The organism is Sphingobacterium sp. LZ7M1, from assembly GCF_024296865.1.
Taxonomy (GTDB): domain Bacteria; phylum Bacteroidota; class Bacteroidia; order Sphingobacteriales; family Sphingobacteriaceae; genus Sphingobacterium.
In genome coordinates this window covers 1,651,533-1,671,338 of sequence record NZ_CP101134.1, presented here as the reverse complement: position 1 = coordinate 1,671,338, position 19,806 = coordinate 1,651,533, and the positions used below count along the sequence as shown (strand labels likewise).

The following is a 19,806-nucleotide window of genomic DNA, read 5'->3' as shown; positions in this document are numbered from 1 at the left end:
GTAGGTTTTAGCTAGTTATTGAATATTTACTTTTTTAAAATCTCGCTCTAATTTAATAAAACTGTTTCCCTGCTCATCTTTCTGCAGAGCGGTTTTGACCCCGTCCACCGTGATCTGTTTTGGCTCAAATGGCAAACCGATCAGGTACAGATGGAAATCGCTGTAATACGGAGTGTACAACCCTTCCTCACCTTGAATCACGCTGACCTGCTTGGTATCACAGCTTGCAATAAAATTCTTCTCCACATAGACCCCTTGTTCATAGGCAAAGGTTTCGCCATGATCGGAATATAGGTAGGATGCATGTTCACCTTCGGAATAGTACAGGTTCAATCGCAATGACTCCACCCTGCGCTCTCCTGTAAATTGCATCACAGGATATTCAGGGATAATCGATCCACCACGGACAAAGAATGGCATCTCATCCAATGGCGTATCAATGGTATATTCCTGACCACCTTCATAGAAACTGTTGTCAAAATAATAATACCAGGTTCCTTCAGGCAAATAAACAATTTTGTTCTGTTGACCAGGATGAAGGACTGGCGAAACCAACAATTGATTTCCAAAACCAAACTCCTCCTCACGGACCATATTTTTGGCCTTTTCCTGTTCCATCAAGGCAACTGGTCTTAAGATAGGTTCACCATATTTATGTTGCAACCAAAAAGTTGAATAGATATAGGGTAACAACTTGTATCTCAATTCAATAAACTTCTTACAGATCGCTTCCCATTCTGGTCCGAAGCTCCAAGGCTCCCGATCGCGGGTATCACCTGCCGAGTGGACACGCATAAATGGAGAGAACACCCCAAACTGCATCCAACGTGTGTACAGTTCACCATCTGGCTCACCGGTAAATCCACCGATATCGGTTCCACAGAAAGAAAGTCCAGAAACCGAAAGACGCTGTAACTGTAAGGTTCCGATGCGCAAATGCTCCCAAGTAGCGATATTGTCACCCGTCCATACCGATGAGTACCGCTGCGTACCGGCATAGGCCGCACGGGTAATGGTAAACGGACGTTTGTTTTTATATAATTTCTTCAGGCCGTCGTAAGTCGCGCGGACCATCTGCATACCATATACGTTATGCGCTTTACGGTGCGAACCACGATGTCCTTCAAATTGATGCCTAACATCATTCGGGAAAGTCCCTCTACCAAATACAGCGGGCTCATTCATGTCGTTCCAGAAACCTGCAACGCCATCATCGACCAAACCTTTGTATAGTGTTCCCCACCATGTCCGTACCTCCGGATTTGTGAAATCAGGGAATTGACACCTTCCTGGCCATACAAACCCTTCCATGAAGTAATCATCCCCCCGGCGGCAGAAATAGTTGTTCTCCTGACCTTGCTTGAAAACCCAATAGCTATCATCCACCTTGATTCCCGGATCGATCATCACCACCGTTTTAAATCCATTGGCATTGAGGTCCGAAATCATCTTTTTAGGATCTGGAAAATAGCGCTTGTTCCAAGTAAAACAACGGTATCCATCCATATAGTCGATATCCAAATAGATAGCGTCACAAGGAATTTCACGCTTTCTGAACTCATAGGCAACTTCACGAACCTTATTCTCTGGGTAATAGCTCCACCTACATTGATGGTAGCCCAAGCCCCACATTGGAGGCATATAATGGGTGCCGGTGAGTTTATGATAACGCTTTACCACGTCCATCATTTTTGGACCTTGGATATAATAGTATAGCAGTTCTCCACCCTCAGACCAAAAACTGGTTTGGTCCTGATGTTCTGCAGCGAAGTCAAAATAAGTCTTGAAGGTATTGTCGAAGAAGATACCATAGGCCTGACCTTCGGTTACACCCATATAGAACGGGATCGTCTTATAGAGTGGATCCTGATTGAAGGCATAGGAATAGGTATCCGAATTCCAGTTCTTCACCCTTCTCCCTCTCAGGTTCAGGTTGGTAGCTTTATCGCCCAGTCCAAAGAAAGCTTCATCAGCAGCAGCTTCTTTAGAACAATAGACATAATAACCACCAAAATCTACATTCTCTTCCCAGTGCATTGGCGAATGGTCTTTGTTCAAGACCTTCTCGTTCGTATCCGCAAAGGAAATGGTAAAATCCGATTTACGGATCAAGCATATCGTAGAGTTCGTTTTTACTTTGTAATAATCGGCATCTTCCAAAAGTTCATAACTCACGTAGTTATCTTCCTTGAAACTGATGGCATAAGAGAAATCGACCAAGAAAGAACCTTCAGGTGCCAATCGCACGCGGATGATATCCTCTGAAAAAACTTTCACTTCCACTTTCGATCGCCCATCCGAAAAATAAAACGCGTTTCGGTCTTGCGTATAGCCTTTAACAGCAGTTAAATAAAGCTTTTCTATATTGGGAAGGTCGAGAACTGGATTATTAACGTGATGGATTCCATCGTCTAGTGTGTCAGGGTTAGGTATTAAATCATTTGCAAAATCGCCCTTCTTTGTTGTATCTGTCATAAAAAATTAATCTAAATAGGTAATAGACAGTGTAAATGTCAGTTTTAAATTACAATATATTTTATAGAAATCAATGTTATTAAATAAATTCGGTTGAACATGTACTAAAATGTACAGTCATAGCTACATGGTTTTACCCGATATTATCATTAAATTGTTGTAATACAAGAAAAAGGGTATAATTAGCTTTTAATTTCGTAATTTTGTAAGCCTTTTTAAAATCTAGCCCCAGTAAGGCTAGAGGGCATAATACATCAGTAGAATAACATGAAATTATCTCAATTCAACTTTAATCTTCCAGAGTCATTGCTAGCATCTGAGCCTTCAGAACAAAGAGATGAATCTCGTTTAATGGTTTTACACCGCGATAGTGGAAAAATCGAACACAAGATCTTCAAAGATGTTCTGGATTATTTTGATGATAAAGATGTCATGATCTTGAACAACACAAAGGTTTTCCCTGCTCGTATGTATGGTAATAAAGAAAAGACTGGAGCGACTATCGAAGTATTCTTGTTGAGGGAACTGAACAAAGAATTACGCCTTTGGGACGTTTTGGTTGATCCTGCTCGTAAAATCCGTGTTGGTAACAAATTGTATTTCGGAGATGACGATCTTTTGGTTGCCGAAGTAGTAGACAATACCACTTCCCGTGGCCGTACCATCCGTTTCCTTTTTGATGGTACTGACGAAGAGTTCCGTAAGAACATCGAGATCTTAGGCGAAACTCCTCTTCCTAAATACATCAAAAGAAAAGCAACTCCTGAAGATAAATTCCGCTACCAAACTATCTACGCTAAAAACGAAGGTGCCGTTGCAGCGCCAACCGCTGGATTGCACTTCTCCCGCGAATTGATGAAACGCTTAGAACTTAAGGGCGTAGATTTCGCTGAAGTAACCCTTCACGTAGGTCTTGGCACTTTCCGTACGGTTGAAGTTGAAGATTTAACGAAACATAAAATGGATTCCGAGCAGTATATCATTTCTGAGGAAGCTGCTCGCATCGTTAATAAGGGTATCGATAACAAACGCAAGATCTGTGCAGTAGGTACAACATCCATGCGCGCTATCGAATCCTCAGTATCTGCCGACAAACATTTGAAAGCAGCAAATGACTGGACTTCAAAGTTCATCTATCCTCCTTATGATTTCAGCATCGCCAACTCGATGATCACCAATTTCCATACTCCACAATCTACCCTTTTGGTTATGATTGCAGCTTTCGCAGGATATGAAAATGTAATGAATGCATACGAAGTTGCCGTAAAAGAGAAATACCGTTTCTATAGCTATGGAGACGCTATGTTGATTATTTAATAATTTACTCCTTAAATAAGAAAAACGCAGGTCAATGACCTGCGTTTTTTATTCCTTTTTATTTACTTTGCTTTATTAAACGCTATATCGAAGCTATGTCTACCCATTTTGTCATCATCGTTGCTGCCGGAACAGGCTCTAGGCTTGGAGGAAATCTCCCAAAGCAATTTCTTCTGTTGGATGGAAAACCCATCCTCATGCATACCCTGGAGAAATTCGCCTCTTCACAGACCAAGCCCGAAATTATCCTCGTTCTTTCCGAACAGATGTTTGGTCTTTGGGATGAACTCTGCAGAGAATTTGATTTCAACATCCCGCATCAGGTGACTCAAGGTGGAAACACGAGATTCCAGAGCGTAAAAAATGGTATTGAATTTATTAAGGGAAGTGCCCAACTGGGGTTAGAATCTAAAATTGGGGTTCACGATGGCGCTAGACCATTGTTGAGCGGCAAATTGATCGATGAGTTATATACGACCTGTAACTTGGATAGACCTGCGGTAATCCCTGCTGTACAGAGTACAAATTCTGTAAGGATGGGGATGCAGGAACAAAGCCATGCAGTGGATAGGCAGATGGTCTGGTTGGTACAGACGCCACAACTGTTTATGGGCAAACTACTGATCGAAGCCTATGAACAGCCTGAGGAAAGCTTTTTTACAGATGACGCATCTGTTGTAGAAAAGTTGAGCAATAACTTATACCTGCTCCCCGGTGATCAACAGAACCTGAAGATTACCTTTGAAGAAGACATAGCCATTGCTCAACTGTTATTTAATAAAATTTAAGCGTTGCCTCTGATTATTCTCAATAAGATCACAATAATGGCAATAACCAATAAAATGTGAATAATACCGCCAGTAGCATAACCTCCAAAGAAGCTAATTGCCCAAATGATGACGAGAATAACCGCGATTAAATACAAAATATTTCCCATAGTAGTTAAAATTTGTGTTTTGTAAAATAGTTTATTCAATGATTCAATTTTCATTAGGATAAACAAGTCATTCAAACAAATTGTTTTAAACAGACATATTTTTTTACAATAAATCAATAACTAACTGATCGTAAGACACATAAATTCCATCCGGCAACATAGTTTCTATCTCCACGTGCTTTCCAAAACGATGTGAAATATGGGTAAGGTAGGTTTTTTGGGGTTGTATCCGATTGGAAACTTCAATAGCTTCCTCCAAAGTCAAATGGGAAATATGAGGTTCACGTTGCAAGGCATTGATCACCAAAACCTCCACTCCTTCCAATAATTTAAAGGATTCTTCTGAAATAGTCTTGGCATCGGTGATATAGGCAAAATTATCGACCCTAAATCCCAGAACAGGCATCTTATAGTGCATCACCTCCACTGGCAGGATTGATTTTCCGTACAGCTCAAAAGCCTGTCCGGCAAAGATTTCCTCAAGCTCCAGCTGAGGCACTCCGGGGTATTTATAATCACTGAAGGCATAGTAAAACTCCTTCCTCAAGGCATCATGGGTCGCCTTATTGGAATAGATCGGAATAGATTGCTGCTGTTGGTAATTAAAGGCACGGACATCATCCAAACCTGCAATATGGTCTTTATGGGAATGCGTCATTAATACGGCATCCAGGCGCTTGACTTCCTGGCGTAACATCTGGTACCTAAAGTCAGGTCCTGTATCCACAATGACCGAATAGCCATTGTATTCCAGCAATATCGAAGAACGTAGGCGATTATCTCGCTTATCCTCCGAATGGCAGACTTCACATGGACATGCAATAACCGGAACTCCCTGCGAGGTTCCTGTACCTAAAAATGTTACTCTCAAAACGTAATTTTTGTCTTTTTTATTTGCTGATAAAAAGTCTTTAATTTTTCTTGGATCAAGCTCTCATCCACTTCCATGGTTTCCAAGATTTGCAATAGGGAAACCACTTTCATGTCCACGGTCGAGAACTTGTTTACCACGACCACCCTGGCGTTCTGCAGAACACATGCACCGGTTCGGAACGATCCCTTCTCATAGCGCAGTTTATAGCCAAGATCACTGAACAGGGTTTCTAATTTATCTAAACTTCCTTGAGTTAATGAAATCATAGTATCTCCTCATCACAATTTAATAAAGCATCAGGAATTTATCAATTCTTTGAAGCCTTTTTATTCGTAATAAATTTTTGGGCATATTGGCTTAGGAATCCAGACCCATACGCTATCAATTGCGTATAAGCTGCAATCACCGACAAGAAGGCAACCTTCAGGCTCTTGGTACTGACCAAGGCATGTAGAAACAGCAATATGGTATAGATCGCTAGAAAAGAATTGCCTATCAGGCCCAGGATATGTAAAAAATAGATCTCGTCCATGGTCAACAGGTTGATGACATCGATCATGAGCAAGAAAGCCAAGCCCAACACAAATACGGCAGGCAGGGCATGAACAGGCTTCAATTCCTTCGGGTAAAGACAGTAAATATCGATCCTTCCCTTTCCAAAATTATAGGTCTGCTTATAGAATTGAGCAAAGCTCGTCCTTCGTTTATGGTAAACAAAAGCATCTGGAATCAAACCAACCTTAAAGCCGGAATTGATCATCCGGATACTGAATTCGATATCCTCTGAGCGACGGGAAAGCTTAAATCCCCCAGTTTTCTCCCAAACGGCACGGCTGATCCCTAGATTGAAACTTCTGGGATGAAACTGTCCGACATGCTTTTTATTGCCACGGATACCGCCTGTGGTAAACGGACTGGTCATCGAATAGCTGATCGCTTTCTGTATGGCCGTAAAAGAAGAATGTGCTGCATCTGGACCACCAAATGCATCCAGTTTATCTTTTTCAATCCCTTCGATTACCTTGAGCAGATAATCTTCTGGAACAATGATATCAGAATCAAAAACAATGAAGAAATCTCCTTTTGCTCTTTCAAAACCATAGTTCCGAGCAAATCCCTGACCTTCATTTTCCTTAAAGAAATACTGTATATCCAGTCTGTCTTTGAACTTATCTACAATATGTTCCGCATTATTTTTGGATCCATCCTCCACAATGATCACTTCAAATTCCTTGTAGGTTTGGTCCAACAAAGAACTGAGCATTTCCTTGATCTCAACCGGTCTGTTATAGAGAGGAACGATGATGGAAAAAAACATATTAGATGACTTCGTCTACATGATATTTATTCCTATCGGAACCATTGCGCGATACCAGCTCGGCAACAAATCCAGTCAGGAATAACTGTGATCCAATGATGATGGCCACCAATGCCAAAAAGAACAATGGCTGGTCGGTCACATTTCTATAAACGGTACCATTGGCGATGCTCATCAGCTTTTCGCAGATCAACCAGATGGTAATGAAAAATCCCAGTAAGAAACTGATAACGCCTAAAGGTCCAAAGAAGTGCATGGGCCTCTTGGCGAACTTTCCTACAAAGAATATGGACATCAAATCCAGAAATCCCTTTACAAAGCGTCCCGGACCAAATTTGGTCGTACCATATTTTCGGGGATAGTGCTGAACGACCTGCTCCTGTATATTGCTAAAACCAGCCCATTTGGCCAGTACAGGAATATAGCGGTGCATCTCACCGTAAACCTCTATGCTCTTTACCACATCCTTCTTATAGGCTTTCAGCCCACAGTTGAAGTCATGCAGGTTGTCTATACCCGACATACTGCGCGTAGCAGAGTTGAACAACTTGGTAGGAATGGTCTTTGTCAATGGATCATACCGCTTTTTCTTCCAACCTGAAACCAGGTCAGCATCTTGGTTCATGATCCGGTCATAAAGCTCTGGAATCTCATCAGGACTATCTTGAAGGTCAGCATCCATCGTAATGACCACATCGCCTTCCGCCGCTGCAAAACCAACGTTAAGCGCCGCCGATTTCCCATAGTTCCTCCTGAAACGTATACCGATAACATTCTCATTCGCCTTTTTCAGGTTCTTGATCACCTTCCAAGAACTATCCTTACTGCCATCGTCAACCATAACGATTTCGTAAGTGAAATTATTGGCATCCATAACGCGCTTAATCCAAGCCGTCAATTCAGGAAGTGATTCTTCCTCGTTGTATAAAGGTATTACTACTGAAATGTCCATAATGAATAAAGAACAAAGGTATCATTTTTGGATGATACCTTTATCATATAAACGTTAGCGTTTGTTAAGCGTTATTATCGTTGTTATCTGTGTTTTGCCAAGGATGTGCTTCATCCGAACTGCTTGCAGGTTTGAACATGGGTTTCTCTTTTTTGAAGATTGCCGCAAAAATCAAGGCCAATACAAAGTAAAGCAATAAGGAAACCGCCAATCCCTTCAGGATCTGCCCGATCGACAAGGAACCTAAGGCTTCCTTCTGCTGATCCAACATCTCCAAGGTAGCATCAATCTGCTCATCAGGCATATTATTGGCTTCCATCATCTCAATGGTCAGGTTCTGCGTGTTTTCAATAGCTTCTACCTGTAAGCTTGGATAAACCATATTGAATATATTGATACCGATAAGACCTATGGCAGCCGTAATGGCCAACATAATAAAGATATTCTTCAGGGCCGTAGAAAAATCCCAATACCCACCGTTAGCTTTTCTCAATTTCAGGATAAAGAATACTGCAATCGCAAGGAAAACCGCATAACTAACGAAGATATTGATGACCGATGAAGTAACGATCGATGTAGCTGATTTCGAAAAATAAAGGGAAATAATGGAAAGAACAAAGGATATCACTCCCAAGATGACGCCATTGATCACGGCTTGTTTCCTTACATTATTTGTAGCGTTGATTGAATCCATAATTTATGAGTTGTAGTTTATGATTAATTGCAGTAGGGCTTGGTCTAATGCCTTATTCGGAGCTGCCTGCGCATATTCCTCCAACTGTCCTGCATTTGGTTTCTGTTCGTTGAAGAAAGAAATCAAAGGATAGAATAAATCAACCAATTCATCATCCTCAGAAAGCCCTTTGGCCACTTTTGCGATTTCATTATAGTCGCTATCGATCAAGATCTGGTTGGCAATTACCTTTTCGTAAATCCTGTATTCATCCTGAAATTCATCTTCTTCAACCAAAAGGAACTCCTTCAAGAAATCATCCAACGAAGGCTCAACCTCGTCATCTTCACATTCTTTCAGGTATAATAGAATATTCAACAGTTCTGAGCCACGATCAAGAGTTTCCTCCTCGATCGCTTCCCATTCTTCTGAATCGAGATAGTCCTCTTCCAATTTCTGGACATCCTCTGCAAAGAAGTTGATCATCAACAGGTCAAAACTATATTCGCGCAGTTCTTCAAAGCGTTGATTGTCATCAAAAACAGCATCCATGGCCTCTACCTTATCCATAAATGGAGCATCTAATTCAAATGCGGAAGCTAAGCCCGGAAGGATATCCTGTCCATCAATCTGCTCTACCTTAGCATAATTATTTACAGCAGCCTCTAAGGCATTCTTTACTTTAGTATCCATATGTTATTTAATTGATGTGCAACTTATTATTGTTAATTACAGCTAATACCTGACCTGTTAATTCTTGACCGAACAACGGGCTGTTTGCTGATTTTGATCTATTGGTCTTACTATCAAATATCCATTTTTTCGATGGACTAAACAACACCAAATTTGCCTCTGCTCCTTCTGCGATCACAGGAACTTCCTGTCCTAAGATTTTCCTAGGGTTAACCGCTAATTTCTCTACAATCTGCTCGGCGGACAAACCTGCCTTCAGTAACAATGGCAAGACGGTCTGTGCCGCAATGATTCCATTTTTCGCAATCTGGAATTCCACCTGCTTGAATTCGATCTCCTGTGGAGTATGCTGTGATACCACCGCATCGATCACGCCATCTTTCAATCCTTTGATCAGGGCTTTTCCATCTTTCTTGGTACGCAATGGAGGGCTTACTTTATAATTGCTATCAAAACCCTTAACGTCCTCATCTGTAAAGACCAAGTTATGTGCAGCGACATCGCAGGTCACCTTAATCCCTTTACTCTTAGCTTTTTTGATCAGGTCAACTGCTTCTTCCGTAGAGATGGTACTGAAGTGGATTGGCGCCTCATTATACTCCGCTAGGAAAAGATCCCTAGAGATCATAACGGATTCCGCTAGGTTAGGGATACCTTTCATGCCAAGGTAGGTACTCACTTCACCTTCATTCATTTTACTGTCCGCGGCGATGGAGTCATCCTCCGGAAATGCCATGATCAATCCATCAAAACCTTTTGCATAAAGCAAGGCACGGGACATCAGACCCGCCTGCTGTATACTGTGCGTACCATCACTGTAGGCTACGGCACCTGTGACTTTCATATCATATAGTTCAGCCAATTCATTGCCTTCGCGTTTCTTGCTGACCGTCCCTACCGGAAAAACGTCCACAAGGTTTCCTTTGGCAGCATTGACGATCAAGGCTACTTCCGAACGGCTGTGGATTGGCGGATTGGTATTCGGCTGTACGGCCACTGCCGTAAATCCTCCTGCTGCCGAAGCTGCAGTTCCCGTCTGAAGGTCCTCCTTCGTTTCGTAACCCGGTTCACCGAAATTAACGTTGAGGTCAAAAAATCCTACAGAAAGAAATGAATCCTTCCCGTCAATCACCTGAAGCTTATTGTCGTCCGACTTGATCTTCTTGGCAATCTGTTCGATCTTGCCATTTTTCACAAGTACGTCTACAGTAGACAAATGCAGCGGATGTCCTGCCGAAACCAAAGTCGCAGAATTAATTAATATTGTAGCCATGAATTGAATTGAAAATCAAAAAATTGTGCTGAATGCTGTTGTTTAAGTTGTGGGAACCAGCTAGCCTTCCAAAGGTTCTTTTCCAATGAGCATTTTCAAAAACCTTCTTCAAGTATAAAAACTCCTTATTCGAAGATATTAACAGCTGTTTCATTAAAAAACAAAAGTACAAAATTCAATGAATACTGTTACAAAAACTTTTAGGAATCCTTGTATATCCCATTATTCGCAAAATACCTGCTGTCCCTATCTATAAAAGGATCAATGAAATTATTCACTCCAACGAAAGGTCTTTAAACCGCTCAGATCAAATCCTGCGATATCCAGGGCACGGTCTACAACGGTTGCGGCCAATTCTTCAAAGGTTTGTGGACGGCTGTAAAACGATGGGGAAGCTGGACAGATAATTCCACCCGCCTGGGTAATCAGGGCCATATTCTGGATATGTATGCTGCTCAACGGGGTTTCTCGAGTAAGCAAAATGAGCTTTCTCCTTTCCTTCAGGATCACATCGGCCGCTCGGGTCGTCAGATCCGAGGAAATCCCATGTGCAATCCTTGCCATGGTCCCCATAGAACAGGGAACGACAAACATGCAGTCGTACTTTGCCGAACCAGAAGCAAAGGGCGCCATAAAATCACTCTTCTGATAGGTCGGAAAATCATAATCTTTGTAACTATCGTTGTCCAGTTCAAACTTCCAAACGTCCTTGGCGTTGTCCGACATAACGATCCCTACAGCTTCGATCTGCTCTGAAAGCTGCTGCAGCTTGTCTAACAGCACTTTCGCATAGATGGATCCGGATGCTCCGGTAATGGCTACAACAATTTTTCTTTTGCTCATGTTACAAATCTATGAAACTTCCTCCACAGTACCTGCAAAACCCTTTTATAGTTAATAATTAGCCGTTTCAACAAATCCCATTAAGTCAAAAAATACCTAATTGGAAACTAAATTTGAGCCCTAAAGAAAAAAAGGGTCGAATTAGATTAATTCGACCCTACATCTACCTATGAAAAACATGCCCTTGGGGAGGGCATTACAAAAGTAAAAAAATCAACAGAAAAGTTATAAGACAAGGTGGTAGATTTCCTATTTTGTAGACAATCAGCTACAAAAATTAAATAGTGTTCGTACCCAAACAAAAAAAATTGTATAGATTACATTTATTAACCTAAAATATTTTATAGCAAAACATAGAAATTTAGGGCCCAAGTAACTTTATTTTAACTTTTTTTTGTTTATTTCGTAACGCAAAATAAGGACTATGAGTTTGACAGTACTGGAAGAATATATTGAGACCGGAAACTACCAAGATTTAGATTTATTACTGAGCCAAAACCCCGACCTTGTCAAGGAAAACACCAGCCATGACATTTCAGCACTGCTTTTGGCCTGTTATTACCAAAAAAGCCAGATCGTGCAGGTCATCCTCAAATATATCAAGAGCATCACCATACACGAAGCCTGTGCCGCTGGCCTGACCGAACAGGTACAGTTTATGGTTGACCAAAAACCTGATGTCATCAACGAACTCTCCTCCCATGGCTTTTACCCGCTAGGCATAGCTTCCCACTTTGGAAAAGAGGATATCGTTCGCATCTTATTGCGAAACGGTGCTAATCCCAATTCATCCTCCCAAAATGGATATCAGGTCTTCCCTATCCACTCGGCATTAAGTAACGGACAGAACAATATTGCCAAAATGCTGATCGAAGCCGGTGCTGAAGTCAATGTGCTGCAATCCTCCAGGATCAGCCCTCTGCACTTGGCCGCCCAACAGGGTAATATCGATATGATCATCATTCTATTGGAACATGGCGCCAATATCGCCATCCGTAACGATTTCGGGCATACTGCATCCGATATGGCTGCAGAAAAAGGATTCCCTGAAATTGCTGAGATCCTAAAAGCTTAATCCTTTCGGATAATCGATACCCCAATACCACATTCCAGACATCGCTTGGAATTGCAATAGGCCGACCTTAAATGTAACACGGCCTGGGTCTCCAGTGCATTGAACAGGTCCAAGCCAAATCCCATATAACGTCGGCAAACGGAATTGACCTCCGGCTTCAGCTGCTCCAACCATTGCAAGGCGCGATCCATATACTGCTGGTTCCCTATGTACTTCCCATAGGAAAATAAAATGGGCACAAAGCTATTGATCGCCAAGAGATGGAAAAACTGCTCGGAAATCCGGGTATTGTGCCTGACCGATTCTTTCTCCAGATGAAAGTGCGTATTCCAAAACTCTGGAATCTCCAATTGCTGACAATATCCTTTTAATTCATCCAAACTGTTCGCTTCCACGATCAGGGAAAACCAAGAGGCAAAGCGACAGTACATCGCTGCAAGCTGGGCCAATTTAATCGTCGGAAAATTATAGGGTCGCATGCGCATAAACTTCCATTGAAAGGCGGAAAGTTCAATTAACTTCTGGGTTTTCTTCAGATAGCCATAATTGGCCTGAAGCTTTAAGATATAGGGATCACCCCCCTTATAGGACTTCAAGAACCCCGCCTGCCCAAAAAACAAGGCCTGTATATTCTCGGGGCTATTCTTCATCTTTTGGATCAATTTCAAGGACAGGATCTGGCTCAGGTCCTGAAAGGATTGCTTGTTGACCTTCATTCCAAACGCACCTGCCAACATTCCCAAACATACCCTTTCCCAATCCCCTCTATAGCTGTTGAGCATCATGACCACGATCTTATAGCGATGCTCCAATCGCTCAATCCCCATTCGGTTCAAGACCTGGATCTTCTGATAGTCTGGCACCTGATCCATTCCATAGCTACAGGGCAACCAGTGATTATTCTGCAAGAGTTTCTCAATTTTCTGTAATAGGGATTCCTCAACGATAGGCTTCAATTCCAAACAGGGAATGAGGGTTCCATCCTCTAGGAAACAGTCCAAGCCGGCTTCCCAGACCACATGCAGCACCACTGCATTATAAGCCTTGTTCTTTTGATGTCCATGTTGGTTCCAATCATTGGGGTCTACATGGATTTCAACATGTCCATGCCAGTCCTGGCCATTTATACGAAGATGGGCAAGAAGAAAGTCTGGTCCAGCATCGGTATTATAGTTGCCCATTTGAACAACCTCAATCTCATCTCCATTCGTACAACAAAGATCAAATGGAGCAAAAAGTCGATAACGCCAAATAAAGTATAGGATATGCTCGGATATACGCATAGCTAAATATAATATATTTAACTTTCAATTACGTATTTTAATTTTAAAAACAAGTTTATAAAATAGTGAATTAAGCCTCCCAATAGATTGAGGGCAAGCTTTGCTAGGAAAAATTATGATTCGATTTATTTTGGAAGGTAAATTTTCAATAGATCTGAACCTACTTTTATTTCTTCCCTCATGTCTCCAATTAATTTTGGAGCCTCGATGCCTTCAGACCATGATTCGGCTCCTACAAATATGCGGGCTTCATCCCAAAGTCCTGCCTGAATAAACAGGTCAAGCGTCTTTCTACCTCCTTCAACGATAATGGACTGTACATCCATTAAATACAGCTGATAAAGGATTTGCTGTGGAAGGTACAGGTCAAAATTCTCCAGTTCTATATATTTCCGGTTACCCTGCCAATCGGTTTTCTGAGCATTGAAAATTATGGTTTCCGCTGCATCGTCAAAAATTGAAAGACTTTCCGGAAGTTCAAGATTTTTGTCGATCAATATGCGCTTCGGGTTCCGTCCTTCCCAGTCCCGAACCGTCAAGCTTGGATTGTCAAGCTCTGCCGTTCTTTTGCCGACCAGGATCGCATCTTCCTCCGAACGCCATTTATGCACCAATTGCTTACTTGCCTGATTGCTGATCCAGCGCTGCCCCGATACAGGTGCAAAATAACCATTGGCCGTTTCTGCCCATTTCAGGATTACGTAAGGACGGAACTCTTTCAGTTTTGTAAAGAACCTGCGGTTCACCCACTTAGCCTCATCCTCCAAAACCCCTACTTCAGTGCTAATCCCCGCATCCTCCAACTTTTTCAGGCCCAAACCATTTACCTTTGCAAAGGGATCCAAACAAGCGATCACAGCTTCCTTGAAACCCATGTCCACGATCATGTCCGCACAGGGCGGTGTCTTCCCAAAATGCGCACAGGGCTCCAAGCTCACATAGATCGTGCTCTCCGAAAACAGCTCCCTTGCCTTCGCCTCTCCGACCTGATCGATCACTGATCGAACCGCGTTCACCTCCGCATGGGGACCTCCATAAGGCGACGTATAACCCTCTCCAATAATTTCTCCATTGTGGACAATCACTGCCCCCACCATCGGATTCGGACTGGTCTTGCCTGCCCCCAAGACAGCCAATTCCAAACATCGCTTCATGTATTGATTATGCATGTTTCAAAGGTAGTGAAATAGATTTGAGTATGGAGATTGGTGGATTGAGAAAAACCTTCCGGATGGACTATGACCATGATCTTATATTTGGCCAGAATAATTCACAGGTTCGTAGGAGCTGCTCGTCTATGCCAACTTGTTTGAACCAGGATTAAAAGGATAAGAGGATAGACCAAGATCAGGGAATGAACCAGGATGGAAAAGATGAGAGGATAGGCCAAGATCATAACCTATATTTCGCCAGCTTAACGCACATAAACTGTTGGGGTGTATGCGATACACCCCAACAGTTTGTGTGAGATTCTTGCCGAGGGTATGTTGTCTTGTGTCTATTGTCTGATGTCTAAAAAACTTGTGGCGAGCTGTCAAGAGCAGCTCGCCACAAGTTTTTTTCCTACCTTTGCTGTATGGATTCTATAGGCAGCTTAAGGCAAAAATTTGTGTCGGATTTATCGTCGATTTATGATCAGGATGAGGCACTGAGCCTGTTTCAGATTGCTGCCGAACATTTGCTGGGTTACAGCAGGATCCAACTTAGCATGAAGTTGCAAGATAAGCTCTCGGAGGATCAGGAGACCAACTTCAATTTGCTCCTGCAACAGCTTCAGACCGGCAGACCTATCCAACAGATTATTGGAAGGGCTCCTTTTTATGGAATGGAGTTTATCGTGTCGGAGGATACCTTAATCCCCAGACCTGAGACGGAGGAACTCGTACAGCTGATTATCTCCGAAAACAAGCGCAAATCCGATCTTGATATAATCGATATCGGCACAGGGACTGGCTGTATTGCGATCAGCTTGAAAAAAGGTCTTGCTGAATCCCATGTGTCCGCAGTGGACATCTCCCCAGAGGCCATTGCCATTGCTAAACAGAATGCTCAACAAAATGATTGCCCTGTTGATTTCCGTTGTTTGGACATCCTGGAATGGAACCTGGTCTTTGATCAGGAGCAATATGACATCATTGTCAGCAACCCGCCCTACATCACCCATGACGAGAAAAGGGATATGCACCGCAATGTACTGCATTTCGAGCCGCACACGGCTTTATTTGTGGAAGACTCAGCCCCATTATTGTTTTACGACCATATCGCTTCATTCGCCCTAAAACACCTCAAAAAAGAAGGAACCCTCTATTTCGAGATCAACCAATACCTTTCCGAAGAAACCAAGGAACTTCTGATCAAGAAAGGATTTGCTAAAGTTGATATTCTCCATGACATCAACTCAGTTCCCAGAATGATCAGGGCAAGCTATTTTTAAGGCAATTTCTAAGTTCAAGGATTATTAACCTTTACAAAGTATCCTATTTTCCCTAAGAGTTTCTACCTTTAGACCATAGGCACTGTTTTCATTAAATTCGATACCAGCATTGCCTCCCTCCTTGCTTAGATCAAAATTTTAACAATCGTTTTTGATTTCAGATGTACATGGCTTTGGTCTCATTCGAGACATATTCGGAATTTCGCAATATGGCCCGAACATGGGTAAAACAATTCCCGAATGCAACGCCCTAATAATTTCAGCCCCCACTTATTTCAATTTTTTAATGAATATGGAAAAACAGATCCCCTTTTGCTGTCCGGCAAAATGGTTGTTTCTGCAAGTTTTTGGGTAAAAATTGAACAGAAACCACTTCAGTATATATCTAAGCCAATATTTTTATTCATTTTTTCAAACTGAAAAACAGCGACTTATTTGATTAAGGACAAATTTAAGTTCAAAAGATTTGGCACATATTAAGGATTTTTCTACCTTTGCATCACTTCAAACAACGAAGGGTTCTCGATAAAAGAACAACGATTCCGTAGCTCAGCTGGTAGAGCAATACACTTTTAATGTATGGGTCCTGGGTTCGAATCCCAGCGGGATCACCTCTTGGGACAAGTCTAAAAAAGAAAGACTTGTCCCATTTTTTTTGTCTTGTAACTTGCTGTTATTCTGATAGATAAGTGCAATCGCAGAATTTAGCCTCGGAGTTCGATGTTGTGTTCCGTCAAATTCCAAAAAATCGGGGAACATCGAACTCACTATAAGCCTTTTTTCCTCAATATCGCCGTTTTCATAGCGTCTATCAATGTTTGCGACCTTTTTTAAGGTGGATGCTACCAAGTCTTTTATCTCCGTTCCGACTACTGCCAAGTCGTTTAATCTCCGTTCCAAAGCCTCAATCTTTCCTTTGGTCAATTTCTTTACTTCTTGGAAATCGTCATCTGCCATTTCTCCATCGGCATTCTTTAAAAGAGCATTTTGATAGCGTTTGTTCAACGCATCAATCTCACCTATGATATTTGCCCGTTCGGTATTTTGGGCTTTGGTCTTGTTATTGAAGTCTTTTATAAAGGCTTCGATAAAAACATCGACCATACCCTCTTTTGGTGATAGATGCCGTAACTGTTTTAAGAAAGCCTCATTGGCGGTTTCGGCTTTGAAACGTACTCCGCAGGAGGAAGTGCAATGATAATAGTAATAGTAATTGCCCATCTTGCCCTTTGAGGCACTTCCTGTGAGCATCCTATTACAATTAGGATTAGGGCATTTAATAAACCCTCTAAGCGGTAGATTGTCCATAGCCACGATTTTAGGCTTTACAACCCTCTTTCTCCCATCGAGTATATCCTGTACATCCGCAAATGTCTTTTCGCTGATTAATGGCTCATGCTGTCCTTTGACAAAATATCCCTTTTCCTCTTTGTAGGGAGGAATGAATATTTTGCCACAGTACAAGGGGTTTCGGACGGCTACCCAAAAGTTATTTTTGCTGAACCGACCTTTTCCATCGGCTTTCTCCCGAACCATTTTCCATATCTGTTCCGTATTGAAGTTATTGGAAACGATTTGCTCAAACGCCCATTTTAATATGGGTGCTTCAAAGTCATGCGGTGCTATGAATTTCTTTTTGCCCTCTGTTATCTTATTGACATATCCCAATGGAGCAGTACCCATATACCGCCCCTCTTTTTTCGCCCTGCGCATTCCGTGAAAAACATTTAATGCACGCCTGTCGTTCTCAACTTCCGGTGAAGCAAGATAGAACGCAAGCATAATTTTATTTTCGGGAATGGTAAGGTCTAAGGGCTGTTCTATCGCAACAGGCTCAACGCCATGTGTCCGTAACTGGTTAATCATTTGATACGCATCTCCTGCATTTCTACTGAACCTATCCCATTTGGTAAATAATATTATCGACCCCGCTTTGTTGTTTTTTGTTTTACGCAGGTTGGATAAATATTTCTGCCACTCTGGACGTTTGAAAGATTTTGCCGAATGGTCTTCTATGTACACATCCCTTACCGAAATACCTTTTATCTCACAATATTTTCTTAATCGGTCTTCTTGGTCACGTTGCGAATATCCCTTGTCCGCTTGCTCGTCTGTCGATACACGTATGTATAAATCTGCCTTTCTCATCACAACAGTTTTCCTTGTTCATTAGGTTATAGTTTTCCTCTTAGATACTGGTTAACTGCAATGTCAGCTATCTTCTTGACAAACTCCAAGATGGTTTTTGCTTCCTCTAAATTGACCTCTGTTCCTTTCTTTTTCAAGATTTGTACAACTCTTTCGGGTGTTAAATCGTTCGCTTTTTCTTTATCCATCTTCAACTGTTTTTTGCCTGTTAACCACACGGATTAATCCGCACAGACAAACTTATCATACTGATGGAGTGGATATTGGATTGTGTCTTTGGGTTGAATTATTTGGCATAGTCTGCCTGTTTAGAACCATTTCGGCAATGCTATCCCCATTTCTTCCACGTTTGGTTATACCTAAAAAGCGGGTATGCCTGTTGTTCACGTTTCATGGAGCAAAGGTTGGACGTGTTCTTAACGGAGGCAAAAGGTCATGCAAGTTTGAAAAAAAATCTCCACCCGTTGGGTAGTATTTGTTTTCCAAAACCTTGTGCATCCTAAACACTAACCTAAACTGCTCTCGAAACGAAACACAGCATACTCCGGCTCTTTACACGAATAAAAAAAATGTCAGGCATGAGGAATATAAGCATTGGAAATGGTATTGAAACAAAACAACAGCACCACCTCTCATTGCCGAATAAATCAAAAAAATTAATTCAAAACAGTAAAGAAATGACACATCAAATAAACACATCGGAAGCAAGGGTATATGTCGGCACATACGCAAAATATAATGACGGTTCAATCTTCGGGGAATGGCTAACGCTATCCGACTATGCGGACAAAGACGAATTTTACGACGCTTGCAGGGAGTTGCACGATGACGAGGAAGACCCCGAATTTATGTTTCAAGATTACGAGAACATCCCAAACGGCTTAATCGGCGAATGTTGGATAAGCGATAGCATATTTGAGGTTTTGGAGGCTTTGGAAGATATGGACGAAACCCGAAAAGAGGCATTTCTAATATGGTGTGACAATGGACACCGTAAGTTGTCCGAGGGGGATATTGACGACCTAATGAGCGACTTTGACGATGACTATATAGGGGAATACAAGGACGAGGAAGATTTTGCCTATGAACAGGTAGAGCAAATGGACTTGCCCGAATTTGCAAAAACGTACTTCGATTATGAGGCTTATGCCCGTGACCTGTTTAGCGGTGACTATTGGAGCGATAGCGGTCATGTATTTTATAATTCTTGAATTTTCGGGAACGGTGCGCCGTTCCCATTTTTATTAAAATCCGGTGGGCAAAAAGATAGATCCTTTCGATGGTCGGGACCGTCTTTTTGCGGAAAGCGGAACAACCCCTTTGTTAAATGCTTCCGCTCCGCAGTTTCTTACCTGCATTTTCCAAATAGGTTGTATAGAGCATAGCCTACTTTCTTTCATGAGTTGAGACGGAAAAGAAAGTAGCAAAGAAACCATAAGATTATAAATTAGTTCGAATTAGAGACGGAGAGGACGTTTTTATTTATTAAATTTGTTGTAAAATAAACCATA

The 19,806-nt window shown here is 41.9% G+C and carries 18 protein-coding genes, 1 tRNA gene and 1 pseudogene; 6 read left to right on the top strand and 14 right to left on the bottom strand.

The window, feature by feature from the left end; all coding sequences use genetic code 11:
- Window positions 1-15 precede the first annotated feature (15 nt).
- Window positions 16-2,475 carry a glycoside hydrolase family 31 protein gene (locus tag NMK93_RS07200; RefSeq protein ID WP_254529127.1) on the bottom strand — a complete coding sequence of 820 codons (2,460 nt, stop codon included), beginning with the start codon at window positions 2,473-2,475 and terminating at the stop codon, window positions 16-18.
- A 267-nt stretch (window positions 2,476-2,742) separates the two neighbouring features.
- Between NMK93_RS07200 and queA the strand changes: the two genes are divergently transcribed.
- Window positions 2,743-3,792 (top strand): tRNA preQ1(34) S-adenosylmethionine ribosyltransferase-isomerase QueA, encoded by a 1,050-nt coding sequence (queA, locus tag NMK93_RS07195; protein ID WP_185211659.1) that lies wholly within the window; start codon window positions 2,743-2,745, stop codon window positions 3,790-3,792.
- A gap of 95 nt (window positions 3,793-3,887) precedes the next feature.
- Window positions 3,888-4,580, top strand: a complete 693-nt coding sequence (locus NMK93_RS07190) for a 2-C-methyl-D-erythritol 4-phosphate cytidylyltransferase (RefSeq protein ID WP_254529126.1) — start codon at window positions 3,888-3,890, stop codon at window positions 4,578-4,580.
- Here the strand turns inward: NMK93_RS07190 and NMK93_RS07185 are convergent.
- The 9 genes from NMK93_RS07185 to NMK93_RS07145 all read right to left on the bottom strand — a co-directional run bounded on the left by NMK93_RS07185 (window position 4,577) and on the right by NMK93_RS07145 (window position 11,355).
- Entirely contained in the window at window positions 4,577-4,729 is a 153-nt protein-coding gene (locus NMK93_RS07185; protein ID WP_139185413.1) for a lmo0937 family membrane protein, read from the bottom strand. The genes NMK93_RS07190 and NMK93_RS07185 overlap by 4 nt on opposite strands.
- Window positions 4,730-4,832: 103 nt before the next feature.
- On the bottom strand, window positions 4,833-5,600 hold the full coding sequence (locus NMK93_RS07180; RefSeq protein WP_254529125.1) for an MBL fold metallo-hydrolase: 768 nt from the start codon (window positions 5,598-5,600) through the stop codon (window positions 4,833-4,835).
- Complete coding sequence (locus tag NMK93_RS07175; protein WP_254529124.1) at window positions 5,597-5,869, bottom strand: hypothetical protein; 273 nt, start codon at window positions 5,867-5,869, stop codon at window positions 5,597-5,599. Before NMK93_RS07175 ends, NMK93_RS07180 begins: the two co-directional genes overlap by 4 nt.
- Before the next feature lie 41 nt (window positions 5,870-5,910).
- On the bottom strand, window positions 5,911-6,921 hold the full coding sequence (locus NMK93_RS07170) for a glycosyltransferase (RefSeq protein ID WP_185217082.1): 1,011 nt from the start codon (window positions 6,919-6,921) through the stop codon (window positions 5,911-5,913).
- 1 nt (window position 6,922) lies between these two features.
- A complete protein-coding gene (locus NMK93_RS07165) occupies window positions 6,923-7,873 on the bottom strand; it encodes a glycosyltransferase family 2 protein (RefSeq protein WP_254529123.1) in 951 nt (316 codons plus the stop codon).
- Between the two features lie 64 nt (window positions 7,874-7,937).
- Window positions 7,938-8,567 carry a DUF4199 domain-containing protein gene (locus NMK93_RS07160; RefSeq protein WP_185211653.1) on the bottom strand — a complete coding sequence of 210 codons (630 nt, stop codon included), beginning with the start codon at window positions 8,565-8,567 and terminating at the stop codon, window positions 7,938-7,940.
- A 3-nt stretch (window positions 8,568-8,570) separates the two neighbouring features.
- Entirely contained in the window at window positions 8,571-9,239 is a 669-nt protein-coding gene (locus tag NMK93_RS07155) for a hypothetical protein (protein WP_254529121.1), read from the bottom strand.
- Between the two features lie 7 nt (window positions 9,240-9,246).
- Window positions 9,247-10,512: a dihydroorotase family protein gene (locus NMK93_RS07150; protein WP_254529119.1), complete on the bottom strand. Its 1,266-nt coding sequence runs from the start codon at window positions 10,510-10,512 to the stop codon at window positions 9,247-9,249.
- A gap of 270 nt (window positions 10,513-10,782) precedes the next feature.
- Window positions 10,783-11,355: a UbiX family flavin prenyltransferase gene (locus NMK93_RS07145; protein ID WP_254529117.1), complete on the bottom strand. Its 573-nt coding sequence runs from the start codon at window positions 11,353-11,355 to the stop codon at window positions 10,783-10,785.
- Between the two features lie 424 nt (window positions 11,356-11,779).
- On the opposite strand from NMK93_RS07145, the gene NMK93_RS07140 reads away from it, so the two are divergent.
- Window positions 11,780-12,430, top strand: a complete 651-nt coding sequence (locus NMK93_RS07140) for an ankyrin repeat domain-containing protein (RefSeq protein WP_185217087.1) — start codon at window positions 11,780-11,782, stop codon at window positions 12,428-12,430.
- Here NMK93_RS07140 and NMK93_RS07135 read toward each other — a convergent pair.
- The gene (locus tag NMK93_RS07135) at window positions 12,427-13,713 is read right to left on the bottom strand and encodes a DUF2851 family protein (protein ID WP_254529116.1); all 1,287 of its coding nucleotides are present in this window, start codon (window positions 13,711-13,713) and stop codon (window positions 12,427-12,429) included. The genes NMK93_RS07140 and NMK93_RS07135 overlap by 4 nt on opposite strands.
- A gap of 125 nt (window positions 13,714-13,838) precedes the next feature.
- Window positions 13,839-14,882: a bifunctional diaminohydroxyphosphoribosylaminopyrimidine deaminase/5-amino-6-(5-phosphoribosylamino)uracil reductase RibD gene (gene ribD / locus NMK93_RS07130; protein ID WP_254529115.1), complete on the bottom strand. Its 1,044-nt coding sequence runs from the start codon at window positions 14,880-14,882 to the stop codon at window positions 13,839-13,841.
- Between the two features lie 407 nt (window positions 14,883-15,289).
- On the opposite strand from ribD, the gene prmC reads away from it, so the two are divergent.
- Both prmC and NMK93_RS07120 read left to right on the top strand, forming a co-directional pair.
- Window positions 15,290-16,147 (top strand): peptide chain release factor N(5)-glutamine methyltransferase, encoded by an 858-nt coding sequence (prmC, locus tag NMK93_RS07125; RefSeq protein WP_254529114.1) that lies wholly within the window; start codon window positions 15,290-15,292, stop codon window positions 16,145-16,147.
- Window positions 16,148-16,685: 538 nt separating this feature from the next.
- A tRNA-Lys gene (locus tag NMK93_RS07120) sits at window positions 16,686-16,758 on the top strand.
- A gap of 739 nt (window positions 16,759-17,497) precedes the next feature.
- Here the strand turns inward: NMK93_RS07120 and NMK93_RS07115 are convergent.
- Window positions 17,498-18,295, bottom strand: a pseudogene (locus NMK93_RS07115) (recombinase family protein); the annotation flags it as partial.
- A 26-nt stretch (window positions 18,296-18,321) separates the two neighbouring features.
- Window positions 18,322-18,483 (bottom strand): hypothetical protein, encoded by a 162-nt coding sequence (locus tag NMK93_RS07110; RefSeq protein ID WP_185211645.1) that lies wholly within the window; start codon window positions 18,481-18,483, stop codon window positions 18,322-18,324.
- A 489-nt stretch (window positions 18,484-18,972) separates the two neighbouring features.
- On the opposite strand from NMK93_RS07110, the gene NMK93_RS07105 reads away from it, so the two are divergent.
- Window positions 18,973-19,506 (top strand): antirestriction protein ArdA, encoded by a 534-nt coding sequence (locus tag NMK93_RS07105; protein WP_149913579.1) that lies wholly within the window; start codon window positions 18,973-18,975, stop codon window positions 19,504-19,506.
- Window positions 19,507-19,806: the final 300 nt, after the last annotated feature.